Genomic DNA, 21,408 nt, shown 5'->3' with positions numbered 1-21,408 from the left:
CACCAAAATGTGGATTTGTCTTTTTTAATTTAAAAAATAAATTAATTATTTTAGATTAATACCTAAAGTTTCATCTTTCGGTATAAAAAGTTGCTTTTTTAACTGAACGTATTCCTTGACCATACCCATCCATTGATTATTATGTTTAAAGAGATTATTTTTTTGCAATTTACTACGTTTACTTTATAAAATTTATACCATCAATCCTATTTATTTAAAAACTATTTTCAGTAAAATTCTTATAAAGCCAAACTTTTTTATTTTTACCATATGTGTAAATAATACGTGCTCTTTTTTCAAAGTTTTTCAAAAGACCGATGATTGCCGCTTTGTTTTATCATCAGGAGCGTCTATAATGTAACAGTATACTGGTGGAAAAGAGATGAAAAATGGATAAAAAAAGAAAAAGAAGCAATGATGACAGTCGCATTGATTATGGTGTGATTTTACCAGTCTTTGTTTTATGCCTAATCGGTTTATTATCATTGTATGTTGCTCTGGGTCATGACCCGAGAAATCCTAATGTATTTACTGGCTTATCGATGCAAGCTTTATGGTACATCGTTGGAGCTGTTGCAATTATAATTATTATTCACTTTAATGCGAAATTTATTTGGAAAGTTACACCATTTTTGTATGGCCTTGGTTTGGCGGTCATGTTGGCCTTATTGAGATTTTATGATCCTACGTTGGCGGCTTCGACAGGTTCAAAAAACTGGTTCCGCTTTGGGAGTTTAACCTTTCAACCGGCGGAATTAATGAAAATTGCCTATATCTTGATGATGGCTTATGTGATTACAAGACATAATGTAGCCCATCGCGTGCGCAGTTTAAGAAGTGATTTGAAATTAATTGGTAAGATGTTTCTAGTCACGATTCCAGTCTTAGGCTTAATCATGGCACAAAATGATTTTGGAACAATGCTGGTCTTCTTTGCGATATTTGCGGGTATGTTTTTAATGTCCGGAATCTCCTGGATTATTATTATTCCGGTAATGAGTTTGGCGGTTCTTTTAGCAGGATCCGTTATTTTTCTAGTAACAACTGATTCTGGTCGTGAAGTGCTAAGCTTTATTGGTTTTAAGAATTATCAGTTTTCCCGGATTGATTCATGGTTAGATCCTTTCCATGACCCACAGGGAGATAGCTTTCAATTAGCCCATTCTTTAATGGCAATTGGTTCTGGAGGTATGTTTGGTAAAGGCTATAATGTAAGTAATGTTTATGTACCAGTGCGTGAATCTGATATGATTTTTACCGTGTTTGGTGAAAATTTTGGTTTTGTCGGCGGAGCATTAATTATCTTATTATATTTCTTACTGATTTATCGGATGATTCGGGTAAGTTTTGACATGAACAATGAATTTTATGCTTATATATCGACTGGGATTATTATGATGATTTTATTCCACGTCTTTGAAAATATTGGTGCAAATATCGGACTATTACCGTTGACTGGGATTCCTTTGCCATTTATTAGTCAAGGGGGATCATCAATTATAGGGAATATGATTGGTGTCGGTCTAATTTTATCCATGCGGTATCAAAGTAAAAAAAATCCAGAAATTGAGCTTCACAGGAGGGCGCGACGTGTATAAATTTTATTGGTATCCAAAATGTTCTACTTGTAGAAAAGCAAAAGCTTGGCTAGAAGAAAATCAAGTTCAATTTGAAACAATTGATTTAGTTCAAGCAACACCAAGTCAAAAGGATTTCGAAAAATGGTTGACCAATAGTGAGTTGCCATTACGAAGATTTTTTAATACTAGCGGGATGAAATATCGTGAACTAGAATTAAAAGATAAAGTTCCAGAAATGAGCATCCCGGAAGCTAGCAAATTATTAGCTAGTGATGGCATGCTAGTAAAGCGACCAATGATTATTAAAGACAATCACTTTGTAGTGAATGGTTTTAAAGATACAACTTATGAAGAGGTGTTTAGTTAATGGCAAATGAAAAAAACGGTTTATGGCTAGATGAAACAGATGATTTTACAACGATTGGTCTTACATTAACGTCTTTAGATGAGTTAGGCGAAATCTCGTTTGCTTCTTTACCTAAAGTAGGCCAAATTTTAGCAATGGATGATGTTTTGGCAGAATTAGAAGCTGAAAAAGCAGTAAGTGAATTTAAAAGTCCAGTAGCAGGAACAGTTTCAGAAATCAATCAAATTTTCTTACAAACTCCAGAAAAAATTGATCCTAAAGACGAAGTGGCTGCGTGGATCGTCAAAATTAAAAAATAAGCTGAGAAAAATTAAGCTTGATGAATTTGTTGACAGAGATTTCTTAGACTGCTATAATTCATTTCAACATAACAACAAGCAATGAAAAGAAGAGTATATCTAAACAAGTCATACAGAGAGTTCCGGTAGCTGAAAAGGAATGGAGTTGCATAGGTAGAAGATGGTCTTTGAGCTTTAGCGGACGATGAGTTCGTTACGGGTGTGCCCGATATAGCACCTAAGTATGCGTCGTTGACAAGTACTTGAAGAGGTTATTATTGCGAGATAATGACAAAAATAGGTGGTAACACGAAAGTTTGAGCTTTCGTCCTAAGTGTATCTTTTTATACATTTGGGGCGGAGGCTTTTTTTGTTGGAGGAGGAAGATTTATGGGATTCATCGAACTTAGTCAAGTCGTAAAAACATTTAGCGGCAAAGTTGGCACAGTTCATGCGGTACAAGGCATTAATTTAACAGTCGAAAAAGGTGACGTATTTGGTATTGTTGGTTATTCAGGGGCAGGGAAAAGTACGTTGGTTCGTTTATTAAATGGTCTTGAAACACCAACTGCTGGTGAAGTCATCGTCGATGGTGAAGACATTACGAAATTAAAAGGAAATCAGTTGCGACAATTTCGCAAAAAAGTAGGCATGATTTTTCAGCATTTTAATATTTTGTGGTCACGAACGGTTTTAGAAAATATTCAATTGCCCTTAGAATTAGCTGGAGTACCGAAAGAGCGGCGTAAGGGTCGAGCAGAAGAGTTATTAAAACTAGTCGGTTTAGAAGGCCGTGGTAACGCTTATCCATCCCAATTATCAGGTGGACAAAAGCAAAGGGTCGGAATTGCGCGAGCACTAGCGAATGATCCAGATATACTTTTATGTGACGAAGCCACTAGTGCTTTAGATCCACAAACAACCGAAGAAGTGTTGGAATTATTGGCAGATATTAACCAACAATTAGGCTTAACCATTGTCTTAATTACTCATGAAATGAATGTGGTTAGAAAAATTTGTAATAAAGTCGCAGTAATGGAGCTAGGAAAAATTGTGGAAGAAGGCAATGTTCAAGAAGTTTTCCGTCATCCACAACAAGCCGCGACTAAAATTTTTGTACAACAAGAATTAGAACCAAAAAATGACCCAGCTGCCTTACTAGCAGAGTTTATCAAAGAAAACCCAACAGGAACATTGGCTTCGTTACAATTTGTCGAAAACAATGCGGGTGAACCAGTCGTCTCACAAGCTATTAGAAATTTTGATGTGAATGTCAGTATCATTTACGGCAACATCGAACGAGCGGCTGGTAATTCTTTTGGTACTTTGACTGTGCAATTAACAGGTAGCGAAGTCACCAAGGCTATCGAATTTTTCGAAAGTCAAAAAGTTGGGGTGGAGGTGTTGCATCATGGCTAATAATAATCAAAGTTTTGTAGAACAATATTTGAATTTTAGCAATGTTGATCCTACCACAATGAAAGAAGCTGTTAGAGATACTTTATATATGACGATCGTTTCGATGGTAATTGTTTTGGTTTTAGGTTTGCTTTTAGGTCTGTTGCTTTATTCAATTGGTCGTAAGAAATCTTTTGCCAGAAGTATCTTATACGGTATCGTATCGATTTTAAGTAATATTTTCCGTTCGACACCGTTTATGATTTTGATGGTGTTAATTATTCCATTTACCCGAGCTTTAGTTGGAACGATTTTAGGAGCTCAGGCGGCCATTCCGGCTTTAGTTTTATCAGCAGCACCATTTTATGCACGCTTGGTTGAAATTGCTTTTCGTGAGGTTGACAGTGGTGTGCTAGAAGCTGCTGATGCAATGGGTGCTAATTATTTTCAAACGATTATCAAAGTTTTGATTCCAGAAAGTTTACCAGCGTTGATCTCTGGCTTAACTGTAACTACTGTTTCCATGATTGGTTTTACAGCGATGGCGGGGGCAATTGGTGCAGGAGGACTTGGTTCACTGGCGTGGCAAGAAGGCTTCCAACGAGGAAATTATACCGTAACTTTTGTAGCAACAATCATTATTCTAATTATTGTATTCATCGTTCAAGGGGTCGGAGATTTCTTAACAAAGAAAACCGACAAACGTTGAGAGTAAATTCAGGATTCAATGAAATAAAAAATAGATTATCTTAAAATATGGGAGGAAATATTTATGAAGAAATGGGCAGGATTAGTAGCATTGGGATTAGTAACATTTGGCTTAGCAGCATGTGGTAATAGTGATTCATCAAGTTCTGATAGTTCAGGCGGCGATAGTAATACATTAGTGGTGGGCGCTTCACCAACCCCTCATGCTGAAATCTTAGAACATGTAAAACCGATTTTAGAAAAAGAGGGTGTGAACTTAGAAATTAAAAAATTTGATGACTATGTTCTACCAAATAAAGCTTTAGCAGATGGTGATATTGATGCCAATTATTTCCAACATCTACCATTCTTAAATAAAGCCATCAAAGAAAATGATTATAAATTCAGTAACGTTGGTGCCATTCATATTGAGCCAATGGGGTTGTACTCACAAGATGTCAAAAATATTGATGACATTCCTGAAGGAACGACAATTATTACCTCGAATTCAGAATCTGACTGGGGCCGAATTATTACTATCTTAAAAAATGCTGGTCTAGTTGATGTTAAAGAAGGAACCGATTTAGAGACTGCAACTTTTGATGATATTACAGACAATCCTAAAAACCTTGAATTTAAACACGATATTGATCCATCGTTGTTAACTACAACTTATCAAAATGAACCAAAAACAGTTGTTGCAATTAATGCCAACTTTGCCTATGGTGCTGGTTTAAATCCATTGGAAGATTCAATTGCTTTAGAAGAAGATAACTCACCATACGTAAATGTATTAGTGTCACGCACAGAAGATAAAGATAACGAAAATATCCAAAAATTGAATGATGTATTACATCAAAAAGAAGTACAAGACTGGATCCTTAAAAAATGGGGCGGTTCAGTTAAACCAGTAGCTAGTGATGCTGGTGAATAATTAAATAAATAATGTTGAAACTCTGAAGACGAAAAAACGTTTTCAGAGTTTTTTTATTGAAAGATCCTTGCTATTTTCTGAAATTATAATTATTCTAAATAAAGATTATTTTTTTAAAGAATTTTATCGGAATTCGTTTGTATTCCATTCTCATTTAGATTAAAATATGTGAGAACGGAAAAATATTTTTTTGGAGGGAAATTCATGTCAGTTTTAGAAATCAAAGACTTACACGTAGCCATTGAAGATAAAGAGATCTTAAAAGGTGTTAATTTAATCATGAAAACCGGCGAAATCCACGCAGTCATGGGGCCAAACGGAACAGGAAAATCAACCTTATCAGCAGCCATCATGGGTAACCCAAATTACGAAGTTACCCAAGGAGAAATCTTATTTGATGGAAAAAATATTTTAGAGTTAGAAGTGGATGAAAGAGCCCGTCTAGGACTATTTTTAGCGATGCAATATCCAAGTGAAATTCCTGGTGTGACCAACGCTGAATTTATGCGAGCAGCTATGAATGCGCGCCGTCCAGAAGACGATAAAATTTCAGTCATGCAATTTTTGAAAAAACTAGATAAACAAATGGCTTTATTAAATATGCCAGAAGAAATGGCTGAACGATACTTAAACGAAGGCTTTTCTGGTGGAGAGAAAAAACGGAACGAAATTCTACAATTATTGATGATTGAACCAACATTTGCGATTTTGGACGAAATTGATTCTGGTTTAGATATTGATGCTCTAAAAGTTGTATCAAAAGGTATCAATGCTTTAAGAGGAGAAAACTTTTGCGCCTTAGTGATTACTCACTATCAACGTTTATTAAATTATATCGTGCCAGATGTGGTACACATCATGATGGATGGCAAAATTGTCTTAACAGGTGACGCTGACTTAGCGCGTCGTCTAGAAGCAGAAGGCTATGCCGGCATTTCAAAAGAATTAGGTATTGACTACAAAGAAGAAGTTTAGGAGGGCAAGATAAATGACAAAATGGATTGATTATCTTGAAGACGTGCAACGCTATTCAGCGGCATGGGAAGAACCTCAATGGCTGACTGATTTGCGGGTAGATGCCTTAAGTAAAATTGATGAACTACCTTTACCAACGATTGAAAAAGTTCGTTTCGCCCGTTGGAATTTATATAATGTGAAACCTGAAGCAGAAGTAACTACTGGAAATGTCCCTGATTTTTCTAATATGTCAGACAATCCAATGGTAGTTCAACAAGGTGAACAAACCGTTTTTGAACAGATTTCACCGGAGTTAGTTGAACAAGGGGTAATTTTCACTGACTTTGTAACGGCAGTCAAAGAACATGGTGACTTAGTGAGAGAATATTTCATGACAAAGGCTGTGCCTTACACAGAAAATTCATTAACTGCTTTACATGCAGCTTTTATGAATAACGGTGTATTTTTGTACGTGCCAAAAAATGTTGTGATTGAAAAACCTTTAGAAAGTCTATTTTTACATGATGGCAATGCGGATGCACATTTCTTTAAACATGTATTAATTGTTGCGGAAGACAACAGCCAATTTTCATATTTGGAACGCTTTGAATCTCATGGTAATGAAGCAAAAAAATTAACTGGTAATGTGGTAGTAGAAGTGATTACCAAACCAGGTGCCCAAGTAAAATTCTCAGCAGTGGATTCACTAGGTGAAAATATTACGACTTATATGAACCGTCGCGGATATTTATTAAGAGATTCTATGATTGACTGGGCAATTGGTGTCATGAATGATGGTAATGTGATTGCTGATTTTGATTCTGATTTAGTGGGTGACGGTGCTCATTCTGAAGTGAAAATTGTAGCCATTAGTACTGGTAAACAAGTTCAAGGGATTGATACGCGAGTGACCAATAAAGCGCCTCATACAATTGGACACATTTTACAACATGGTGTCATTTTAGAAAAATCTACTTTAACTTTCAACGGTATTGGACATATTTTAAAAGGTGCCAAAGGAGCAGATGCGCAACAAGAAAGTCGCGTATTAATGCTTTCGACAAAATCTCGTGGCGATGCCAATCCGATTCTATTAATTGATGAAAATGAAGTCACTGCTGGTCACGCAGCCAGTGTGGGTCGTGTAGATCCAGATGAATTATTCTATTTAATGAGCCGGGGACTAAAAAAAGATGAAGCACAGCGTTTAGTTATTCGTGGCTTCTTAGGTCCAGTTTTAACGGCGATTCCAGTGAAAGCGACGCAAGATCAGTTAATTGCCACCATCGAAGGGAAGTTGACGAAATAATGAAAGATTTTTCTAGCCTTAGAAATGATTTTCCCATTTTATTTCAAGATGTAAATGACGAACCACTGGTTTATTTAGATAATGCAGCAACGACTCAAAAACCTACCCAAGTATTAGATGTTTTACGTTACTACTACGAACACGACAATGCAAATGTTCATCGTGGTGTTCATACTTTAGCGGAACGCGCAACCAAAGATTACGAAGCAAGTCGTGAAAAGGTCCGCAAGTTTATTAATGCAGGCGAAACAGCAGAAGTTTTATTTACCCGGGGAACGACGACTGGATTAAACTGGTTGGCGCGAAGTTATGGCGATGCTTTCGTAAAAGAAGGCGACGAAATTGTCATCTCTTATATGGAACATCATTCAAACATTATTCCTTGGCAACAATTAGCGGATCGCAAAGGAGCAACTTTACGCTATCTTTCTATTACTGACGAAGGTCATTTAGACATGGAAGAAGTCGAAAAAGTGATCAACAAAAAAACAGCGATTGTTTCATTAGCTCATGTATCAAATGTTTTAGGTGTCGTTAATCCGATTAAAGAAATTGCTCAATTAGCGCACGCTAACGATGCAGTAATGATTGTTGATGGTGCCCAATCAACTCCACATATGAAGGTGGATGTGCAAGATTTAGATGCTGACTTTTTTGCTTTTAGTGGGCATAAAATGTGCGGTCCAACTGGAATCGGTGTATTATATGGCAAACGTAAATATTTAGACGCGATGGAACCAGTTGAATTCGGTGGCGAAATGATTGATTTTGTAAATCTTTTTGACAGCACTTGGAAAGAATTACCTTGGAAATTTGAAGCAGGGACACCAAATATTGCTGGCGCAATTGCTCTAGGTGGTGCGATTGATTATTTGAACGAAATTGGGATTGAAAATATTCACCAATATGAACAAGAATTGGTTGATTACGTTTTACCAAAATTGCAAAACATTGAAGGGGTTACTATTTATGGTCCGCAAGATGTAGCTAGTCATACGGGTGTGATTGCTTTCAATATTGACGGCGTGCATCCTCATGATTTAGCGACAGCTTTAGATATGGAAGGTGTCGCAGTCAGAGCAGGACATCATTGTGCCCAACCTTTAATGAAATACTTAAATGTCCCGGCAACAGCTCGGGCAAGCTTTTATTTCTATAATACAAAAGCAGATGCTGATCGATTGATTTTTGCAATCGAAGCAACGAAGGAGTTTTTCAAAGATGGCCTTATCTAAACTAGATAATTTATATCGCCAAGTCATTTTGGATCATTCAAGTCATCCCCATCATTTTGGAAAGATTAGTGGAGATTCTACTGCAAATATTGAAATGAATAATCCAACCTGTGGTGATGTAATCGAATTGGAATTAGCAGTAAAAGATGGAAAGATTGAAGACATCGCTTTTTCTGGCAGTGGCTGTTCTATTTCCTCTGCGTCTGCGTCAATGATGACCGATGTAGTGATTGGAAAACCAGTGGAAGAAGCCGAACATTTGGCAGTTGTTTTTGCTCAAATGGTGCAGGGCAACGAAATCTCAGAAGAAGACAGTGATGCCCTCGGTGATGCCGCAATGCTATCAGGTGTGGCGAAATTCCCCGCCCGCATCAAATGCTCGACTTTAGCTTGGAAAGCTTTAGGAAAAGCTTTAACTGACGAAACTGGTCAAGCCAAAGAAGAACAACTTCATAACGAATAGGAGTGAAAAGTATGAGCGAACTTGAATTACAAGAAGAATATCAATATGGTTTTCACGATGATGTTAAGCCCGTCTTCACAACCGGTGACGGATTATCAGAAGATGTCATTCGCGAAATTTCTCGTGCTAAAAATGAACCAGAATGGATGCTTGACTTCCGTTTAAAATCTTTAAAAGCATTTTATAAGATGGAAATGCCAGATTACGGTCCTGATTTATCTGATTTAGATTTTGATAAAATTAATTACTTTATCCGCTCTAGTGATAAAAAAGCCCGTGACTGGGATGATGTACCAGAAGAAATCAAAACAACTTTTGAACGTTTAGGGATTCCTGAAGCGGAACGAGCTTACTTAGCCGGTGCTTCCGCCCAATATGAATCAGAAGTGGTCTATCACAATATGAAAGACGAATTCACAAAATTAGGAATTGTCTTTACCGATACGGATACGGCTTTACAAGAGTACCCAGAGTTATTGAAAGAATATTTTGGGACCTTGGTTCCTCCAACAGATAATAAATTAGCTGCTTTAAACTCAGCTGCTTGGTCAGGTGGTAGCTTTATCTATGTACCAAAAGGAGTAAAAACTGATATTCCAATTCAGTCTTATTTCCGAATTAATTCAGCCAACACTGGACAATTTGAACGGACATTAATTATCGTTGACGAAGGCGCAAGTATAAACTATGTTGAAGGCTGTACAGCACCAACGTATTCTTCAGATAGTTTACATGCTGCTGTAGTAGAAGTTTTTGTTAAAAAAGATGGCTATTGCCGCTATACAACGATTCAAAACTGGTCAAATAATGTCTATTCATTAGAAACCAAACGTGGCTCTGCTGAAGAAAACGGGACGATGGAATGGATCGATGGTAACTTAGGTTCAAAAGTAACCATGAAATATCCATCAGTGTACATGAATGGCCGTGGCGCTCGCGGAACAATGTTATCAATTGCTGTAGCTGGTAAAAATATTGTTTTAGATAATGGCGCCCGTATGATTCACAATGCACCAAATACTTCAAGCTCAATTGTTTCTAAATCAATTGCCAAAGATGGCGGCGCGGTAGATTATCGTGGAACCGTTCGTTTTACAAGAGACAGTGAAGGCTCATTTTCACATATCGAATGTGATACGATCATTATGGACGATCAATCGAGTTCAGATACCATTCCTTACAACGAAATTATGAATGGCAACGTATCGCTAGAACATGAAGCCAAAGTTTCAAAAATTTCCGAAGAACAATTGTATTACTTAATGAGTCGCGGAATCTCTGAACAAGAGGCAACTGAAATGATTGTTATGGGATTTGTGGAACCATTTACCAAAGAATTACCAATGGAATATGCTGTTGAGTTGAATCGTTTGATTCAGTATGAGATGGAAGGCAGTGTGGGATAAACCTGTTTTACTAGCTAGAAACCTTATTTTGTAGGGTTTCTAGCTTTTTATTTTGCTTAAAAATAGTAGGCTCTGTGAAAAGGTCTGTGACTTTTTTTAAAACCAACAAATTGAGCAAATTTATCAGCTTTTGCGGTAATGGGAAGTAGGTCTATAAATATATGGTCAAGATAACAGTATCGAATATATCACCCTAGTTGTAACTGTTTGTAATATAGATAATAAAACTTTGAGATAGATTCATTGTAAAATGTCCATCGTACTATTAGCATATTTTGGTATACTTAATTCTAGGTGATTTAGTTCAACATTATTTTTTGCATAGGAAATAATTAAAAAATAACTGTATTGGCTAACAGAACATCCAAAAAATATTGAAGTTGGAAATAGTCACACTAAATAAAGACAGGTAGCGAGGTAAATAAATTGAGTATTGAAACACTTTTTATGACATTTATTGTTTATTCATTTGTAGGTTGGGTTTGGGAAAGTATTTTTTGTTCGATTAAGGATAAACATTTTGTGTATCGAGGTTTTTTATTAGGACCATACTGTCCTGTCTATGGTTTTGGTGTAGTTGCAGTACTGTTATTAGTACCAGAAAACGCGGGAACCTTACTAAACTTATATTTCAATGTTGTTGTAATTGTAACGATTATCGAATATATAACTAGCTGGTTACTTGAAAAATTATTTAATATGAAATTATGGGATTACACAAATGTTCCATTAAATATTGGTGGAAGGGTTGCTGTTCCTGTTTCTCTTTTTTGGGGTATTGGTTGTCTTATTCTAATAAAAATTGTTAATCCATTTTTTCAATATTATATTCATCTTTTCATAAATAATACACGGAGCATTGGCCCGATTCTTTTAGCAATCTTATTTTTAACTGATGTCGTGACGACATTTACATTTACAATTACTACTAAAAAAGAAGTCGAAGTTCACATAGATGAATCTGATACTGAGAACGCGGCAATCAAAGAATATAGGCTAAAACATATATTCGAAAATAAAAGATCTTCAAAGGGTAGAACAAAGGTGCTTGAAAATTTGTCTCAAAAACATAAAAATTTGCGACTTCATAATCTGAATAGAATTGTAAAGAATTATCCCAATATGAAATTTAAAAAAAGTAATTAGTATGAGCATAATTCATATTAAGAACCAAATTTCTCTATCTATGTAACCATGATTACAAAATAAAATAGAGAATACCAAATGAAGCATACCAACTACTTTTCATTTTTAACGAAAAAATTTTTTCGTTTTAATTAATGCCCACCACTTTTTTTATAGTAAAGCATTTATAGACTTAAGGAGACAAATATAATGATTAGACGAATAAAATCGGTTGTATTGCTAGGTCTTTTAGCGTGCACAGATTATCATTAGAAAAAATATATTATTCAAGAATACGAGGCGGTTTAAAATGGAAAACAATAAGTTTATTAGATATTTGAGTTGGACAGCAACTATCATGTCAATTTTGATGTACGTTTCTTATATACCTCAGATAATAGACAACTTGTCCGGTTCAAAGGGTAATCCTATACAGCCAATGGTAGCAGCAGTGAATTGCACCTTATGGGTAATTTATGGGCTTGGAAAAAAACCAAGAGATATCCCATTAGCAACAGCTAACTTTCCAGGGATAATATTTGGCTTAATAACATTTCTTACTGCTTTATAATAATCGATTATTCAAAGATGATCTCATTACATGCGAATTGATTCACTGTGAAAAAAAGTTCTTATAGTAGTTATTTCCTAACATTTTCGCCAATGGTTTTAGCCGATATAAATGCGAAAAATAGGAAAACTTGAAATAATATATCAAAATTGTAATTGGAGAAGTTTTTAGTTACAGCAATGTTCATTCATAGTAAGTTAGCCGTTATCTTTTTAAAAGCGGGGCAAATGTAGCTAGAAAATTATATAGTTTCTTTCAGAAGTTCCATTTAAAAGGTAAACATCAGAATATATATTTAATCAAAAGTTGCTAAAGAGCAATTAAGTAAACTAGTGTAAAAAGAAAAGAGGAAAAATATGTTACCAATTGAATTAGAATCAGGCAGACTAACGATTGAACAATTAAATGGTATTTTCAGAGCTATACCACAGGAATTTGATTTTATCGACGAAAACGACATTGTGAAGTGGTACTCTAATAACTCTATGCGGTTGTTTGACAGAGATAAGAGTGCCTTGAACAAGCATGTTCTGGATGTACACCCAGGAAAAAGCAATAAGCGAATAAATAAATTGCTAGATCAAATGCATAGTGGAGAAATTAGTCAACAAGTAATGGTCATTCCAGCAAAAGGGAAACAAATTCAAATTAGCTTCTTCGCAGTGAGAGATGACGAAGGCAATTACATCGGCTGTATTGAAGTGACACAGGACGTTTCACATTTAGTTGGTAAATCAAAAATTGGACACTTTTTGAATTTGATTAAAAAGGGTTCTAAATAATGGAGTTAAATGAATCGTGAAGAAGAAATTAGTAGTAGCCATGGGAGTTATTGTGTTAATAACGGGCGGAATCTTAACCATAATTAATTTAAAAAGTGACAATGATTCTGGTTGGCTTGTGGGGAACTGGGAATCTTCTGATAGCGAACTTAGCAGTACATTAGATATAACATCTACCAAAAGTAACGAGATATCATTGACCATTGATGATCAACAAACGATGAAACTCAGACGAGTTAATAAAAATACTGATGAAGCATTAGTATATAAAGATAGTGATGGTACTACGTATAAATTTATCAAAGTATCTAATGCCAAATTAAAGTTTATATTGACTGCAAAAAAAGGTTTGATAGGCCAAACAAATGCCTTAGTTTACAATAAAAAATCGTCTATAAAATGAGAAATAATATCCCACGCAAGATGAGAATTTAATAATATGTATTTTGGCGTTGGTGGTCTGTGAAAAAATCTGTGACATTGGGTAAAACTATGTGCTTTTATCTTATCGCTATTAGGTTAAAAGACTTCAATAGCGAGAATGAACATATCTACTCGAAACTATAAAATAGCCAGCCTTTATATGGAAGGTTCTGTAGGATAATAGAATTAAACAAAAAAGTTTAAAGGATGTTGAAACCAACATTCTTTAAGCTTTTTTATTTTTTTGAAAATAATTTAAAAAATAATAAATATAATGTTTGTTTAGATAATTTTTTTAAATAAGAATAACTAAAAATTCTCTTGACAAACATCTAAAATGATTCTAAGCTTAATTTGTAAATTAAATTTATCAAAAAACGCGTATTTTTTTTTAGCTTTTTAATATTTTATATAAAATTATTTGATATTTTCTTATTTTATCTTTCGATATATAAAAAATTGTTATAAAAATATCGTCTTTTTGAATATTTGTTTTTTAATGTGTTGATAGTAATAATTTTCTCAATGTAATTAAAGGTGTTCAATCTTTAATCTAATAATTATTAGTCTTGAAACGGAATTTTTGAGGGGGTGCATGATGGTGTAGTTGGTAAAATGTCGCTGAAACTAAAACCAATTGATAGTTACTTTGTTTTTGAGATGTCCGTTTTTGATTTATTAGATAACTTGAATATGTATTTTTGAAGTTTTGAATACGCATTCAATTTGTTAATTAAGAAAAGGAGATGTACAGAATGAAAATGAACAAAAAAATGTTAATGGGTGCATTGTTGTGCAGTAGTTTGTTACTAGGTAGTTTACCAGTAAATGCTGAGAGTCTACCGTCAACTGCTAAGACTCCAGGTAGTATTGTTTTAGAAGAAAATGATGATCCGACTAAGCCAGTAGATCCAACAGACCCTACTAAACCATTGGAACCAGAAGATCCAGATAATCCAGGTACCGGAAATGAAGGTCCTCTATCATTGGATGTTGCACCGAAAAAATTTGATTTTGGTGTGCAAAAAATGTATCAAACTAAACATACTTACACTGGTGTAGCTATGGATAATTCCGAAGAACGAGGTGATCGACACTACTTACAAGTAACGGATAATCGTGAAGCAGATGTTACTGGTTGGACTGTAAAAGTTAAACAAGATCGAGAATTGACTGATGATGGGACTAACAATATTTTGACGGGTGCTTATATTAAATTACCAAAAGCAGATGCTCGGAATAGTTTAAATGTTCCGTCAACTTCTATCGATACTAGTTTTACAACGGTTGGTGGATCTGGGTTGAATATTTCAACTGCTGAACAAACTGTTTTTGCTCCAACATCAACAACGACAAATAAAGGGAAAGCAACCTCAACTTCATTGTGGAAATCTAGCGAAGTTGAATTAACCATTCCTGCAGGAGTAGCTAAAGCAGGAACTTATACGAACAATGTGGAATGGTCACTAACTGCCGGACCAACAATCTAATTTGTAGAGGAGTAGACAAAAGTGAAAAATTTTAAATTAGCCAGTATCGCATTAATCATTGTTCTATCTCTGTCTACAGTATCACCTGTATTAGCAGCAGAAAATTCAGTGGGGGAAACTGATGGTAATATTTCTTTTGTGATTAATGATGATCCGACTAAACCAGTAGATCCAACAGATCCGAGTAAACCTGATCCTGGTGGAAATGATGGTGATAATGAAGAAACCAAGAACCAAGGGCCATTGTCACTAGATGTAATTCCAAAGCAATTTAAATTTGGTACACAAAAAGTTTCTGCAACAGCAGCAACCTACAAAAATACCCCTGAAAGTACCAATAAACTTAATTATTTACAAGTAACTGATAATCGTTCTGAGCTCAATGGTTGGAGCGTCAATGTTGGAATGACTGAGTTTACAAGTACGACAAGTGATGTTTTAGCTGGTGCAACGCTTGTTCTGCCATCAGGTGTAGCTAGAAATAGCACTACTGGCGAAACACCTGTTTCGAATATTTCTACAAAAGGTGGAACTATTTCAGCTGATGAATTAAATACTCTTACCGTATTTGGGGTTGATAACTCAGGTGTGGGTAAAGCAACTTCTGTGAACACTTGGAATGCAGCGGAAGTTGCGTTAAATGTTCCAGGTGGACAATCAAAAGAAGATAAGACATATGAATCCACTATAACTTGGACATTGACTGCAAATGTGTATAGCTAAAAAATAAATTATATATATGGAGTTATGCTGAATGAAAAAATTAAATATATTATTTGTTAATTTGCTGGCATTTCTTTTGTTTTTTATTGGGGGAAGCATAGTCACTGTAGCATCAACTCAAAATGCTGGTGTCGGATATAGTGTACAAAAAATAAGTCCTGAAGGAGCACAAGTTTCAGAAGCCAGTTCGTACTATGATTTACTGGTGACTCCAGGAGAAACACGAACGATTCAAGCACGGATTCAGAATTCCGAGGCAGAAGAAATCAGCGTTCATTCTGACATATTTACAACCTATACAAATGCTAATGGAGAAATTAGCTATACTTCCCAACCAGAAAAATACGATAGTAGTTTAAAATTTAAGGTTAGTGATTTTTCGACGATTGTAGCATCAGATATTGATGCTACAATTGCACCAAATAGTTCTGAAGTTGTCACAGTAGAAATCAAAATACCCGATAATATTCCAGATGGTGTTTATTTAGGTTCTTGGTATTTTTTAAGGGATGGGCAAGATGAAACGACTTCTAGTTCTGAAGGAATTTCTATTAATAACATGTATAGTTATGCGATGGCTATCAAGCTAACTGTGAATAAAGAGATTGAAGCACCCAATATGAACTTACTAAATATTACGACAGGATTGAATAATTATCGAAAAGTAATCAATGCGAATTTACAAAATGATCAAGCAGCAGTTTTATCTAATCTAACTGTTTCGGCAGAAGTAATGAAACGTGGAGAGTATGAAGTGTTGTATTCTAACGAAATTAGTGGGTTAATCATGGCACCAAATTCAAACTATTCCTTCCCAGTTTTTTATAATGATAAACCAATGGAAGCAGGTCGTTATACGATGAATGTAAAAGCGACCACGACAGATCCAAAATGGGCAGAAAAGACTTGGGAATGGACAGAAGATTTCACGATTACGGAAAATGAAGTGAGAGAATATAGTTCAAAAGCAATTAATGATCCTGAAGTCGAAGAATCAAATTGGACATGGTTAATTATATTATTAATAGTCATTCTAATAATACTATTATTAATATTACTTTTTGTCTTGTATCGTCGTAAAAAGAAAAAAGAAGAAGGACAGGATAGATAAACTAACAACTTTAAACTAGTAAGTATTATGATTTCAGTGTATATACAATACACCAATTATTTCTAATGATTTGAAACAAGGAGGTACTGAGCAATGAAAAAATTCTTTGCTTTGTTTTGTTCCATATTTTGTTTTTTGTGGATCCTCCTCATTAACAGTCCTGTCGAAGTAATGGCCGCTTCGACACCAGGTAGTGTTACTTTATCAGAATTTGCGGATTCGCCAACACCAGATCCTGGTGAACCTGCAGGACCGCAAGGAAATCCGGTAACAACTGGTTATCGTCCTGCAAGTAACATAAGAAAGACCCTTCCACAAACGGGAGAAATAATTTCCATAAATCTATCTTTAATAGGCATTCTCTTGGTTTTGATAATTTTACTTTGCCTGTTATATAAGAGGAAAAAGGAATACGCGAAAGAAAAAACTATCTGAATAAGAACAAATAGCCCCTTTATACTATTGTGAATTCAAATTTTCAGATAGAGAAATTAAAATAATATTTAATTGAGATATATCTGGAAATTAAGATAAGGATGGGTATAAATGGATAGAAAAATTAAAGGTTTAATGATGTTATTTTTAACATTTTTTTTAGCAGCAGTTTTTCCATTGACAGCTGCTGCGGCAGATGATGAAGATCCAAATTTAGGTGAATATGACGAATTTAAATTTGGGAAAGAATATGAACCAGACATTAATCTGGGAGCTGATGATCCTAATGCGGGTCAAATACGTGAGGAAACAGATGAGAACGGTAACGTTACTGGAATTTTCTTAGAAAGCCTCATGGAGACCAACTATACAACTTTTCAACAAACGGGTCTAGGAGAGGTTCTAGGAGCAAATAACAATTATACAAAATTATCATCAATGAAGCTACTTACTCGAGACGCAGGATTTCTTGCTAATATTGTCGGAATCGATCCTAAGGCGGAGTTTAGGACAAGTTATACACCGGGTTCGAGCAGCGAACCATTTAAAGGAGGAACTTGGAAAGGTACCGGGATTGTTCCCTTGACTGCAAGTATAAAACTTGAAGGAGCTAGTAATGCTCTATCTGATATCCAGACAGGAAACTATGGTGCATACGTGCGGCTAGCTTTTTCCCCAGGTGTAGATGCTCGTTCGATGGCAAAATCAATTAACTGGAAAAACTCTGGAGCTAGTTCAAGGTATATACTTCGAGCCCTTAATACTGTCCCTCTACCATTTCCTAAACTTTATTTTCCAGTTACTTGGGCTCCGAGATACACTAGATGGAGTGAAGATGATCCTAGCGCCATTTATATCTTAATTAAAGGTGTAAATTACAGTAACTTTTCGTTGTCTGAAAGAGGGGATATGACCACTCGTCCTATTGTTTTAGAAGGTCTGATCGCCACATTGAGCGGGTTGGGTGATATACTCGGCCATGCTGCAGGGCATATTGACATTGACGTCAATCGTTACGAAGGGAATTTAACAAGAAATGAATTGATAGAAATGAACTATGATCCTATTGGGAATGCTGATGCCTTTAAAGGAGCAGATAATAGTCCAGGTAAGGTATTAACTAAAGGAACCTTACCACCTGATCCGGCTAATAAATTGGAATGGGCATTCTACCTTCTTGATAACGAACTGATGCTAGCACCAGGATTAGCTGGATACGGAAAGAGATTAGGGGGAATTGAGGATGCGTATTTCGATATAAGTAAACTTGAAAAAAATCCAGTAGAAAACAATTCAATCCCTTCCTGGAGTAGCTATTTCTCACCAATTGATAAGATTAGAGATGTGTCAGATCAAATATCCAGTGATGGTTTAAACCTCGATCCTCTGAAAAGTTTTAATCTTCATTCCCAACTGGACGGTGAGGGTAATTATCTGGCGACAGAGTTCCAAGAGCTTGACGGAGATGATTATACTATGGCTCTCGAAGGCTCGCTGTACAACGAAAGAAATCTTACTATATCTCATAAAGATTTGTTGATGACATACGGAGAACTTAATGATCCTTCCCTCAGTGAAAAAGGTGGTCGAGGGAATCGGTTTATGCGAATCGTCGATTTCTTTGAAAGAAAAGATATTACTGATGACCCTACAAAAAGTATCGTTACTAGCCAAACTATTTTAGATGACGAAGGAAATCAGCAACCGATTTCTGCCTTAATGAATTATTTAAATGTCAGTCGTCCAGTGTACTTTAATGGTACAGCTACCGCAAGCGTTGGTGGCGAAACAGGCAAAATCAACTCGGCTATCTTAAATGTGTTACAAAAATTTGAAAAACCAATTATCAAATTGGATGATCAAAACTCTACAGATTTAAAACTAAGGGAACGCGGTCAATTACAAGGAACAGTCAGCTCGGTAGAATCTGGCAAAGTTAAGATGTATTATTCACTTGATGGTGGAGAGTATCAATTGCTTTCGGAAATTGATACTAGTAATGATCTTGGGGATGAAAAAGAATTCGAAATTCCCAATTTATTATATCTAGATGTAGGAGATATAGGTACACATACATTTTCATTTAAAGCAGTGGATGAATATAATCAAGAGTCTGATATTGTCACACAAACGGTAAATGTATCAGCTAATAAGTATAAAATTAATTTAAAATATCTCAACAATGCGGATGAACCTATCACAGAGGCTAGAGAGATTGAGATTGATGACACCGATTTAGCAGTTGATGGTACCTATAATTTAAACTTGCAGGATTACGAATATGACAAGGATAACTGGATTTTTAAATATGCTACTTTAAACAAAGAAAGTACTCAGTATCAATTAGCTGATCCTGTTTCATTAACTTTGGGTATGCTTGAAAAAAATCAAACGAATGTGAATTATTATTATGCAGCTAACCTTCCAGAATTCACTGTTCCTAATGCAATAGATTTTGGTGAGAAAAAGACTGAATTCAAAGAAAAGAATTATTTCCCTGAAAGTATTGACGGTAAACTTGAAATTAAAAATAATACTAATACTACTGACTGGGCATTAAATGTCGAAAGTACAAAAATAATTGATTCTAATCAATCTAAAGAACTAAATGGTGCATTAAGTTATTATAAAAACGGAGCACCAAAAAATGTAATAAATGAATCTTTGACTATATTTGATGCCAACTCGGATGGAGATGCTAGTAGTGGCGTTACTATTTCTGATGATTGGACATTAGAGAGTAATTTAGGTAATGTGCCAGAAAATAAGAGAAATGGTTTTTCTATCAAAACAGCTGGAGGTAGTTCTAAAGGGGATTATAAAGCAACATTAAATTGGACATTTATTAATGGTATTCAGCCATAGAGTAAATTTTCTCTACGAAAATGGGAACAAAAATAATAGCTTAAAGAAAATTTGTTTTATCGATTAATTTTCTTTAAGCTTTTTTGATTTAAAAAGAGTCACTCAATTTATTCATTTAATTGAAAGTCCAAATAAACTGGATTATGATCCGAATATTCAAATTCGGTATCCTCTACTTGTAAGTTTTTCACTTCAATATTATCTGAAACGATAAAGCCATCAATTAAAGTAGTGAATGTTTTTCCCTTTTGATAAGGTTCGTTTAAATCACGAGCAGATGGAACAGCATCTTTAGCTAAGTCTTCATTTAGTAGACTAAAACCGGCAGGTAATTTTTCTTTTGGAAATGGGTGTGTCCAAGTGCGACGTTCTTTCGTCGTGTTAAAAATTTCTGGACTATTGCCTAAAAGATCGTGATTATAATCGCCAGCAACTAGTACATAATTACCTTTTTGATATTCTTCGCTAATAAATTCAAACAGTTTATTAAATTGCGCTGTTTGAATTTTCTTGTCACTTGTATAAGCTGAAAAATGGATATTTATGGCAACTAATTGCTTATCATTTTCAGTAGGAATATATGCGGCAGTAAAAGCGCGATCTAAGTCGAAAAATTTATTAAAATTAGTTTCAATCGGTAAAGAATAACGTCTGGCAGCTGTTATTTCTCCATGGCTCAAAGTAACTAGGCCAGATTTAGCTTGGCCGATTGGTTGAGTAAAGGGATAGAATAAATAGGCTGAGTGATAATTTTCACCGTATAGATTATTATAGCTTGGTAATTGATCTTTTAACATTTGGACTTCGTTGACTTGTCTTGAACGAGTTCCTTTTTGATCGACTTCTTGATAGAAAGCCAAGGTTGGATCCAAACTTTTAGTCGTATTTATGACGCCAGCTAGATTAGCTTTCACTGATTGTGAAGAATCAGCAATTGATTTATCCCCACCATCCATAAAGAAGCTGTAACTTGGTGGATAAGAGCCATAGCCAATATTATAGGTCATAGCGCGATATTCGGTATTCGTTGTTAGTTCTTGCTGAGAAATATTTTGTGGTTTTAATGCTTGGTTATCAGCAATGCGGTCATAAGAGGCAAAAAGATAGATAAGATAGCCTGCGATTACAATAACAAATAAGCCAATTAAGATACCAATTATTTTCAATATTTTTTTCATTTTAATCCCTCCAAAGATATGATAGCAGAATTTTATAGAAAATAATCTTAGTTAGTTTTAAACTTAGCGGAAGAGATGTTACACTGGGTAT

The 21,408-nt window shown here is 35.1% G+C and carries 21 protein-coding genes and 1 other annotated feature; of the genes, 20 read left to right on the top strand and 1 reads right to left on the bottom strand.

From position 1 onward, the window contains the following. The first annotated feature begins 389 nt into the window (after nucleotides 1-389). The 20 genes from ID741_RS14275 (at nucleotide 390) to ID741_RS14180 (ending at nucleotide 20,139) form a co-directional block, all read left to right on the top strand. The gene (locus tag ID741_RS14275; RefSeq protein WP_438720392.1) at nucleotides 390-1,598 is read left to right on the top strand and encodes an FtsW/RodA/SpoVE family cell cycle protein; all 1,209 of its coding nucleotides are present in this window, start codon (nucleotides 390-392) and stop codon (nucleotides 1,596-1,598) included. Further along, nucleotides 1,591-1,947: an arsenate reductase family protein gene (locus ID741_RS14270; RefSeq protein ID WP_218324504.1), complete on the top strand. Its 357-nt coding sequence runs from the start codon at nucleotides 1,591-1,593 to the stop codon at nucleotides 1,945-1,947. The genes ID741_RS14275 and ID741_RS14270 overlap by 8 nt, the downstream gene beginning before the upstream one ends. Next, nucleotides 1,947-2,246: a glycine cleavage system protein H gene (locus tag ID741_RS14265; RefSeq protein WP_218324505.1), complete on the top strand. Its 300-nt coding sequence runs from the start codon at nucleotides 1,947-1,949 to the stop codon at nucleotides 2,244-2,246. Before ID741_RS14270 ends, ID741_RS14265 begins: the two co-directional genes overlap by 1 nt. Before the next feature lie 72 nt (nucleotides 2,247-2,318). Then, nucleotides 2,319-2,561, top strand: a binding site (T-box leader). Nucleotides 2,562-2,615: 54 nt separating this feature from the next. Then, the gene (locus ID741_RS14260) at nucleotides 2,616-3,644 is read left to right on the top strand and encodes a methionine ABC transporter ATP-binding protein (RefSeq protein ID WP_438720391.1); all 1,029 of its coding nucleotides are present in this window, start codon (nucleotides 2,616-2,618) and stop codon (nucleotides 3,642-3,644) included. Next, nucleotides 3,637-4,332, top strand: a complete 696-nt coding sequence (locus tag ID741_RS14255) for a methionine ABC transporter permease (protein ID WP_218324507.1) — start codon at nucleotides 3,637-3,639, stop codon at nucleotides 4,330-4,332. The genes ID741_RS14260 and ID741_RS14255 overlap by 8 nt, the downstream gene beginning before the upstream one ends. 63 nt (nucleotides 4,333-4,395) lie before the next feature. Then, the gene (locus tag ID741_RS14250; protein ID WP_218324508.1) at nucleotides 4,396-5,244 is read left to right on the top strand and encodes a MetQ/NlpA family ABC transporter substrate-binding protein; all 849 of its coding nucleotides are present in this window, start codon (nucleotides 4,396-4,398) and stop codon (nucleotides 5,242-5,244) included. A 204-nt stretch (nucleotides 5,245-5,448) separates the two neighbouring features. Then, nucleotides 5,449-6,219: a Fe-S cluster assembly ATPase SufC gene (sufC, locus tag ID741_RS14245; protein ID WP_438720390.1), complete on the top strand. Its 771-nt coding sequence runs from the start codon at nucleotides 5,449-5,451 to the stop codon at nucleotides 6,217-6,219. 13 nt (nucleotides 6,220-6,232) lie between these two features. Beyond that, entirely contained in the window at nucleotides 6,233-7,510 is a 1,278-nt protein-coding gene (gene sufD / locus ID741_RS14240; RefSeq protein ID WP_218324510.1) for a Fe-S cluster assembly protein SufD, read from the top strand. Next, nucleotides 7,510-8,745, top strand: coding sequence for a cysteine desulfurase (locus tag ID741_RS14235; RefSeq protein WP_438720389.1), 1,236 nt, complete (start codon nucleotides 7,510-7,512; stop codon nucleotides 8,743-8,745). Before sufD ends, ID741_RS14235 begins: the two co-directional genes overlap by 1 nt. Beyond that, on the top strand, nucleotides 8,732-9,208 hold the full coding sequence (gene sufU / locus ID741_RS14230) for a Fe-S cluster assembly sulfur transfer protein SufU (protein WP_218324512.1): 477 nt from the start codon (nucleotides 8,732-8,734) through the stop codon (nucleotides 9,206-9,208). Before ID741_RS14235 ends, sufU begins: the two co-directional genes overlap by 14 nt. Nucleotides 9,209-9,219: 11 nt before the next feature. Then, a complete protein-coding gene (gene sufB / locus ID741_RS14225) occupies nucleotides 9,220-10,614 on the top strand; it encodes a Fe-S cluster assembly protein SufB (RefSeq protein ID WP_438720388.1) in 1,395 nt (464 codons plus the stop codon). 447 nt (nucleotides 10,615-11,061) lie between these two features. Then, the gene (locus tag ID741_RS14220) at nucleotides 11,062-11,760 is read left to right on the top strand and encodes a putative ABC transporter permease (protein WP_218324817.1); all 699 of its coding nucleotides are present in this window, start codon (nucleotides 11,062-11,064) and stop codon (nucleotides 11,758-11,760) included. A gap of 289 nt (nucleotides 11,761-12,049) precedes the next feature. Further along, nucleotides 12,050-12,310: an SWEET family sugar transporter gene (locus ID741_RS14215; RefSeq protein ID WP_218324517.1), complete on the top strand. Its 261-nt coding sequence runs from the start codon at nucleotides 12,050-12,052 to the stop codon at nucleotides 12,308-12,310. A gap of 356 nt (nucleotides 12,311-12,666) precedes the next feature. Continuing rightward, the gene (locus ID741_RS14210) at nucleotides 12,667-13,092 is read left to right on the top strand and encodes a PAS domain-containing protein (protein WP_438720387.1); all 426 of its coding nucleotides are present in this window, start codon (nucleotides 12,667-12,669) and stop codon (nucleotides 13,090-13,092) included. A gap of 16 nt (nucleotides 13,093-13,108) precedes the next feature. Then, on the top strand, nucleotides 13,109-13,495 hold the full coding sequence (locus ID741_RS14205; RefSeq protein WP_438720386.1) for a hypothetical protein: 387 nt from the start codon (nucleotides 13,109-13,111) through the stop codon (nucleotides 13,493-13,495). A 775-nt stretch (nucleotides 13,496-14,270) separates the two neighbouring features. After that, nucleotides 14,271-15,005, top strand: coding sequence for a WxL domain-containing protein (locus ID741_RS14200; RefSeq protein ID WP_438720385.1), 735 nt, complete (start codon nucleotides 14,271-14,273; stop codon nucleotides 15,003-15,005). Between the two features lie 21 nt (nucleotides 15,006-15,026). Continuing rightward, the gene (locus tag ID741_RS14195) at nucleotides 15,027-15,728 is read left to right on the top strand and encodes a WxL domain-containing protein (RefSeq protein ID WP_438720384.1); all 702 of its coding nucleotides are present in this window, start codon (nucleotides 15,027-15,029) and stop codon (nucleotides 15,726-15,728) included. Between the two features lie 31 nt (nucleotides 15,729-15,759). Then, nucleotides 15,760-16,839: a DUF916 and DUF3324 domain-containing protein gene (locus ID741_RS14190; RefSeq protein WP_438720383.1), complete on the top strand. Its 1,080-nt coding sequence runs from the start codon at nucleotides 15,760-15,762 to the stop codon at nucleotides 16,837-16,839. 93 nt (nucleotides 16,840-16,932) lie between these two features. Beyond that, entirely contained in the window at nucleotides 16,933-17,274 is a 342-nt protein-coding gene (locus tag ID741_RS14185; RefSeq protein WP_438720382.1) for an LPXTG cell wall anchor domain-containing protein, read from the top strand. Nucleotides 17,275-17,385: 111 nt separating this feature from the next. Then, nucleotides 17,386-20,139 (top strand): hypothetical protein, encoded by a 2,754-nt coding sequence (locus ID741_RS14180; protein ID WP_438720381.1) that lies wholly within the window; start codon nucleotides 17,386-17,388, stop codon nucleotides 20,137-20,139. Nucleotides 20,140-20,246: 107 nt separating this feature from the next. Here the strand turns inward: ID741_RS14180 and ID741_RS14175 are convergent, their stop codons facing one another. Then, nucleotides 20,247-21,317 (bottom strand): endonuclease/exonuclease/phosphatase family protein, encoded by a 1,071-nt coding sequence (locus tag ID741_RS14175; RefSeq protein ID WP_438720380.1) that lies wholly within the window; start codon nucleotides 21,315-21,317, stop codon nucleotides 20,247-20,249. Nucleotides 21,318-21,408: the final 91 nt, after the last annotated feature.

It is taken from the genome of Enterococcus sp. AZ103, from assembly GCF_051714685.1.
Classification (GTDB): Bacteria; Bacillota; Bacilli; order Lactobacillales; family Enterococcaceae; genus Enterococcus_A; species Enterococcus_A alishanensis.
Note: the sequence above shows the minus strand (reverse complement) of the source record. Positions and strands in the feature narration are given on the sequence as shown.

Excerpts from the sequence above, each read along its gene's own strand:
- sufU (WP_218324512.1), top strand. The coding sequence starts at position 8,732 with ATGGCCTTATCTAAACTAGATAATTTATATCGCCAAGTCATTTTGGAT.
- ID741_RS14180 (WP_438720381.1), top strand. The coding sequence starts at position 17,386 with ATGGATAGAAAAATTAAAGGTTTAATGATGTTATTTTTAACATTTTTT.
- sufD (WP_218324510.1), top strand. The coding sequence starts at position 6,233 with ATGACAAAATGGATTGATTATCTTGAAGACGTGCAACGCTATTCAGCG.
- ID741_RS14250 (WP_218324508.1), top strand. The coding sequence starts at position 4,396 with ATGAAGAAATGGGCAGGATTAGTAGCATTGGGATTAGTAACATTTGGC.
- ID741_RS14185 (WP_438720382.1), top strand. The coding sequence starts at position 16,933 with ATGAAAAAATTCTTTGCTTTGTTTTGTTCCATATTTTGTTTTTTGTGG.
- ID741_RS14255 (WP_218324507.1), top strand. The coding sequence starts at position 3,637 with ATGGCTAATAATAATCAAAGTTTTGTAGAACAATATTTGAATTTTAGC.
- sufB (WP_438720388.1), top strand. The coding sequence starts at position 9,220 with ATGAGCGAACTTGAATTACAAGAAGAATATCAATATGGTTTTCACGAT.
- ID741_RS14275 (WP_438720392.1), top strand. The coding sequence starts at position 390 with ATGGATAAAAAAAGAAAAAGAAGCAATGATGACAGTCGCATTGATTAT.
- ID741_RS14190 (WP_438720383.1), top strand. The coding sequence starts at position 15,760 with ATGAAAAAATTAAATATATTATTTGTTAATTTGCTGGCATTTCTTTTG.
- ID741_RS14175 (WP_438720380.1), bottom strand. The coding sequence starts at position 21,317 with ATGAAAAAAATATTGAAAATAATTGGTATCTTAATTGGCTTATTTGTT.
- ID741_RS14215 (WP_218324517.1), top strand. The coding sequence starts at position 12,050 with ATGGAAAACAATAAGTTTATTAGATATTTGAGTTGGACAGCAACTATC.
- ID741_RS14260 (WP_438720391.1), top strand. The coding sequence starts at position 2,616 with ATGGGATTCATCGAACTTAGTCAAGTCGTAAAAACATTTAGCGGCAAA.
- ID741_RS14200 (WP_438720385.1), top strand. The coding sequence starts at position 14,271 with ATGAAAATGAACAAAAAAATGTTAATGGGTGCATTGTTGTGCAGTAGT.
- ID741_RS14235 (WP_438720389.1), top strand. The coding sequence starts at position 7,510 with ATGAAAGATTTTTCTAGCCTTAGAAATGATTTTCCCATTTTATTTCAA.
- sufC (WP_438720390.1), top strand. The coding sequence starts at position 5,449 with ATGTCAGTTTTAGAAATCAAAGACTTACACGTAGCCATTGAAGATAAA.
- ID741_RS14220 (WP_218324817.1), top strand. The coding sequence starts at position 11,062 with ATGACATTTATTGTTTATTCATTTGTAGGTTGGGTTTGGGAAAGTATT.
- ID741_RS14210 (WP_438720387.1), top strand. The coding sequence starts at position 12,667 with ATGTTACCAATTGAATTAGAATCAGGCAGACTAACGATTGAACAATTA.
- ID741_RS14265 (WP_218324505.1), top strand. The coding sequence starts at position 1,947 with ATGGCAAATGAAAAAAACGGTTTATGGCTAGATGAAACAGATGATTTT.